We start from the raw sequence: 5,567 nt of genomic DNA, 5'->3' as shown, positions 1-5,567 counted from the left end.
GCCTGGACGCGCTGCCGCCGGCGCCGCCGGCCGCGGTCGCGCCGCAGGACCTGCCGCTGTCGCCGGCGCTGCAGCTCATCGGCCGCATGAAGCCGACCCTGCAGGGCCGCGCGATCGGCATCCTGATCGACGAGGGCTCGGACGCGAAACTGGTGCGCGACCTGCGCAAGGCCGCCACCGACGCCGGCGCGGCGGTCAAGATCGTCGCGCCCAAGCTAGGGGGCGCCGTCCTCAGCGACGGCAAGCGCCTGGCCGCCGACGGCCAGTTGGCCGGCACACCCTCGTTCGTGTTCGACGCGGTGGCGGTGGTGCTGTCGGCCGAGGCCGGCAAGCGGCTGAGCAAGGAGTCGGCGGCCATCGACTTCGTCAGCAACGCTTTCGCCCACCTCAAGGCGATCGCCGCCGACGCCGGCGCGCAGCCGCTGCTGAAGGCCGGCAATGTGCAGAAGGATGCCGGGGTGGTCGAAGCCAGCGACAGCAAGGGCTTCGTGACCGCGGCCAAGACCCGCCAGTGGAGCCGCGAGCCGAAGCTGCGCCTGCTGGCCTGAGCAGGGCAGCGGTTTCCGCCATGGCGCCGCACGGCTGGCGCCATGGCGATGCCGGGAAAGCTGACAGGGCGCCGGCTTCACGCGGAACCCGGGGCCACACGCTGGTCGCGATCCAGGATCTTCGGCACGCTGGCACTGCCATCGCCCCGGGGCAGCCACGCCCTCGCCTGATAGTCGCCCCCGCGCGTGCTCCGGACTGCCGTGCCGCACAGGCACCGATACGACCGCGAGGCGATCGGCGCCCGTCGCCACCGCCCCGACTACGCCCCCGATATGCCCCCTGCGAGGTCACGGCACAGGCCCCAAGGTGCGGCCCACTGGCGGCCGCAAAATCGCCTGGTCAATTTTTCGCCACCCCTCTTGACACTGTTGTGTCACGGGCCGGCATCGGCCTTATCCACAACCTTATGCAGAAGTCATCCACACCCCCTGTGGACAAGCCACCGATGCCACCCGCACCGCATCGAAACATCCAAGTCATTGATTCGCGGTCAAAAAGCTTGTCACGCACTTGACAAGAAGCAGGAGGGCCACTCCTGCGTGGGCGCCTGACGGCGACGGCGGGAAAAACTTATCCCGAGCCTCGGGGCGGCGCATCTACATCGGAGCAAGGTGAAGGAGGCGTGAAATCTTCACCTGTTCGCGACGGACGGTTGGCGCTATGTCCCCCATTCGCGCCAGGCAGGCCGAACGCCCATGCCCAGGGGCGCAGGACCGCCTCGCAGGTGGTGCAACGCACCATGCTTTACACCCGTTCCGACACCTTCAGGCGCGGGCCGGGTGACCCGCCATGGGGCACCCGGCCACACCACGGTCACGGCGTCAGGATCACCTTGCGGCAGTCCTGCTCCTTCTTGTCGAAGATCGAATACCCCTGCGCCGCCTCGGCCAGGCTCAGGCGGTGGGTGATGATCTCGTTGGGCCGCAGCCGGCCCTCGCCGATGTGCTCCAGCAGTTCGGGCATGAAACGCTGCACATGGGTCTGGCCCATCTTGAAGCTCAGCCCCTTGTCGAAGGCATCGCCGAACAGGAAGCCGTGGATGAAGCCGGCATACACGCCCGGCACGCTGACCGTGCCACCGCGGCGGGTGGCGGCGATGCACTGGCGCAGCGCCGTGCCGCTGCTGCCTTCCAGCTTAAGCGTGGCCATCACCGTCTCCACCGTGCTGCCCTTGGCTTCGAAGCCCACCGCGTCGATGCTGGCGTCCACGCCACGCCCGTCGGTCTGGCCGACGATGATGTCGGCCGGATCGTCGATTTCCTCGAAGTTCAGCGGAATCACCCCGTAGGTGCGCTGCGCGAAGTCGAGCCGGTACGCATAGCGATCGACCATGAAAATCCGCTCGGCGCCGAGCATGCGGCAGCAGGCCGCGGTCATCAGCCCGACCGGGCCGGCGCCGAAGATCGCCACGGTACTGCCCTGACGCACGCCCGCGTTGACCGCCGCCTGGTAGCCCGTGGGCAGGATGTCGGACAGGAACAGCACCTGCTCGTCATGCAACACGTCCGGCACCACCAACGGGCCGACATTGGCCTTGGGCACGCGCACGTACTCCGCCTGGCCACCGGCCACGCCGCCGTACAGATGGCTGTAGCCGAACAGCGCCGCCGGCGGGCGGATGCCCTTCTGGTTCAGCGCCGCGCCCTTGCCGGTGTTGGTGGTCTCGCAGGCGGCGTATTCGGTCAGGCGGCAATGGAAGCACTCGCCGCAGGCGATCACGAACGGGATCACCACGCGGTCGCCCTTCTTCACCCGCTGCACGTCCGGGCCGACGTCTTCCACCACGCCCATGAACTCGTGCCCGAGCACGTCGCCGGTGTGCAGATCGGGGATCTTACCGCGGTACAGGTGCAGGTCCGAGCCGCAGATCGCGGTGGCGGTGACGCGCAGGATGATGTCGTCGGTCTCGACCAGCACCGGGTCGGGAACGGTTTCCACGCGCACGTCCCGGGTGCCGTGATAGGTCAGAGCTTGCATGGGTAGGTCCTTTCGTCTGCGAACGTGCCCGCAGTGTCGCCGCCGATGCCGTGCATCGTCGGTGACCACGCCGTGAGTCCGATGTCGCGACCGCAGCGCCTGCGCGCGTGATTGCTGCTTTACCATGCGCCGTCCCCACTGCGAGCCGATGCCATGCCCGACAGCCTCCACGACCTGCAGGCCGCCCAGCGCGCCTTCGCCGACGCCCGCGACTGGGGTCAGTTCCACAGTCCGCGCAATCTCGCCGCGGCGCTGTCGGTGGAAGCGGCGGAATTGCTGGAGCACTTCCAGTGGCTGGACGATGCGCAGAGCAAGCAACTGTCTGCAGAAAAAAAGCAGCAGGTCGGCAGCGAGATCGCCGACGTGCTGCTGTATCTGGTCCAGTTGTGCGACAAGCTGGAGATCGATCCGATCGACGCCGCGCAGCGCAAGATGCTGGCCAACGCCGCCAAGTATCCGGTGGAGCGCGCCAAGTGCCGCATCACCAAGTACACCGAGCTGTAAGACCCCGGCGAGTCGCGCCGATCGCGGATGCGTCGACGCGCGGCGGTGGCATCCGCCGCCGCGCGCCATGGAGCGACTAGCCGCTCGAGCGCGAACCGCGTGTGCGCGCGGACGACGTCTTGCCTGCGCGCTTGCTGGTCTTACGCTTGCTGGATGCGCTCTTCTTCGCTGGCGTCTTTCTGGCGACCGCGGTTTTCGCCGTCGACTTTTTCGACGCTGTCTTCCTGGATGCCGTCTTCTTCGAGGCCGTCTTCTTGGTCGCAGTCTTCTTTGCCGAAGAAGTCTTGCTCGCCGCCTTCTTGCTCGCGGCCTTCTTGGCCGGCGTCTTCCTGGCCGAAGCGGTCTTCGCCGTGCGCTTCTTGGCGGCAGCCGTTCGCGTACCGGCCTGTTTGGCCCGGGTCTTCGCAGCCTTCTTGGCAGCGCTCTTGCGCACCGTCGCTCCCTTGGTCTGCGCGGCCTTCTTCGCCGCGGCCGAGCGGCTGCTGGCACTGCGCTTCTTCGCTGCGCGCTTGGTCTGCGTCGACAGCGCCTCGCTGCCCACGGTCTGCGTCGCGCTCTTGCTCTTGCTGGCGGTCTTCAGCGCCTTCTTGGCGCCGCGCGAGCGCGTTGGCGACGGCTTGGCCTGCTTGCCGCCCTTGGCCTCTTCCTGCGCAACCTTCTTCTTGGTGGCTTTCGACGCGGTCTTCGACGCACCGGTCTTGACTCCCGCGCGGCGCGCCTTGGACAGGCCGATGGCGATCGCCTGCTTGGTCGACTTCACCTGGGTCTTGCCCTCGCGCACGCGGTCGATCTCCTCGCGCACGAACTCGCCGGCCTGGGTCGTGCCGGCCTTGCCTTTGCGCTTGGCGCGGCGCGCACGGGTGGTGGTGGATTGCTCCGGCATCGATACATCTCCTGAAAGCGGCCACGACGGCCATCGGCTCCGGGTGTAGCAACGCGCAGGTCAAGAGCAGGCATACGACAGGCGAAGCGCACGTGCATATGTCTGCACGCGGAAGACGGCGCCATCAGCTGTCGCGACCGCACAACGCCGGCGAATAGGTCTGGATGGCATGCTGGATCGGCGCGTGGCGTCCGTACATCAACGCGCCGACCAGGACCACCGACACGATGGCGCACATGCGCAGGCGCGCGGGCAACTGCGGCGCACCGCGCCACTGCAGATAGCACGCCGTCGTCGCGGCCCCGACCACCACACCGGCCGCGACCTCGGACAGACTGTGCGCTCGCGCGTAGACGCGGGCAATGGCGATCACGCTGGCGATGGCGAAACCGCAGGCGATCGCCAGCCGCGGCCGCGGACGGGCGCGCAGGCACAGCATGCAAACCATCGGCCATACGCAGGCGGCGAGCATGGTGTGTCCACTGATCACCCGGAACTGCAGCGCGCGCAGCTCCACCCCACAGCCGGCGTAGAGAATCTTGGTCGCCCCGACCAGGGCCGCGGCGCTCGCCAGCAGGCCAAGCCACGTCGCCGCGGCACGCCATCCCGCGCTACCCAGCGCCAGCCACAGTGCGCAGACGAGCGCGAGCGGCAGCGTCATCGCCGCGTCGCCGAAGTTGCTGATGGCAGACCACATGCTGGGAAAAACGTCCTTCGGCGTACGCGTCGTTCGGAGCCCCCGACGCCGTGCGCCGGGGGCGGCCATGATACGGGCGATCGCTCGAACGGGAGGAACCTGGCACGCGCTCAGACCGCGTTCCCTCCTCCGACCAGCGCTATGGCATGACAGCGGACTCCCGGAGAGGCGCAACCGTGATCTTGTGCGCGAGTGCCGACGGCAGCGCTGACCACAAGTCCCTGCTTGTGGGAGGGACTTCAGTCCCGACTGCAACGAGGTCGGTTGCGCAGATGGATTCGCGCATCGCGGGCGAATCGCCGTCGACGCCTGCACGACACCCGACAGCCGGTTCGATCGCGTCGTAGCCAGGCCACTAGCCGAGCTCTTACTTTGCGCGTGCGGTGCGTCTCTCCGCCACAGCCTCCGGCGCCGGCTCCCAGCCGAACACACTGCGCCCGCCATAGGCATGCGACTGCGCGCGTTCCTCGGCGATGTAGTCGTCCACCGACGGCCCGCGCGCGGTCGGTTCGAGCAGGCGCGCCTGCGCGTCCAGGCGGCGGATCGCGTCCAGTTTCTCTTCGCGGCCCAGCTTGGCCTGCGCCACCGCCGTCTTGAGCACGCCGATGGTGTGGTCGTAGACCCGCGTCGGCACCGGAAACGGATGCCGGTCCTTGCCGCCATGGGCCAGCGAGAACCGTGCCGGATCGCTGAAACGGCACGGCGCGCCGTGCAGCACCTCGGCCACCAGCGCCAGCGCGCGCACCGTGCGCGCACCGACGCCCGGCACCTGCAGCAGGTCGGCGAAATCGCGCGGCCCGCATTCGGCAGCGGCGGCCAGCGCACCGTGCAGTCGCCGCACCACGATGTCGCTGCCGCGCACGTCGTGGTGGTCGGGCAGCGACAGATGCGGCAGGTCGGCCGGCCGGCGCTCGGGCACCGTGGCGGCCGCCGGCGCGAACAGGTCGCCGGTCTCCA

At 68.7% G+C, this 5,567-nt stretch carries 4 protein-coding genes and 2 pseudogenes; 2 read left to right on the top strand and 4 right to left on the bottom strand.

The annotated features are described in order from the left end of the window. Positions 1-548, top strand: a pseudogene (locus D588_RS0102295) (catalase HPII); the annotation flags it as partial. 814 nt (positions 549-1,362) lie between these two features. Here D588_RS0102295 and D588_RS0102290 read toward each other — a convergent pair. Next, on the bottom strand, positions 1,363-2,526 hold the full coding sequence (locus tag D588_RS0102290; protein ID WP_017910142.1) for a zinc-dependent alcohol dehydrogenase: 1,164 nt from the start codon (positions 2,524-2,526) through the stop codon (positions 1,363-1,365). 153 nt (positions 2,527-2,679) lie between these two features. Here D588_RS0102290 and D588_RS0102285 point away from each other — a divergent pair, with 153 nt between their 5' ends. Further along, the gene (locus D588_RS0102285) at positions 2,680-3,030 is read left to right on the top strand and encodes a nucleotide pyrophosphohydrolase (protein WP_017914820.1); all 351 of its coding nucleotides are present in this window, start codon (positions 2,680-2,682) and stop codon (positions 3,028-3,030) included. A 367-nt stretch (positions 3,031-3,397) separates the two neighbouring features. On the opposite strand, the pseudogene D588_RS28105 reads toward D588_RS0102285, so the two are convergent. From D588_RS28105 to D588_RS23800, 3 genes and pseudogenes are all read right to left on the bottom strand, one after another. After that, positions 3,398-3,913 (bottom strand): annotated as a pseudogene (locus tag D588_RS28105) (DUF6496 domain-containing protein); the annotation flags it as partial. 124 nt (positions 3,914-4,037) lie between these two features. Beyond that, positions 4,038-4,679: a phosphatase PAP2 family protein gene (locus tag D588_RS0102275; protein ID WP_232764198.1), complete on the bottom strand. Its 642-nt coding sequence runs from the start codon at positions 4,677-4,679 to the stop codon at positions 4,038-4,040. A 298-nt stretch (positions 4,680-4,977) separates the two neighbouring features. Further along, positions 4,978-5,567, bottom strand: a 590-nt coding sequence (locus tag D588_RS23800; RefSeq protein ID WP_017914817.1) for a DUF763 domain-containing protein, incomplete at its 5' end; no start/stop codon positions are given.

The organism is Xanthomonas sp. SHU 308, assembly GCF_000364645.1.
Taxonomy (GTDB): Bacteria; Pseudomonadota; Gammaproteobacteria; order Xanthomonadales; family Xanthomonadaceae; genus Xanthomonas_A; species Xanthomonas_A sontii.
This window is presented reverse-complemented; position numbering and strand designations above follow the sequence as displayed.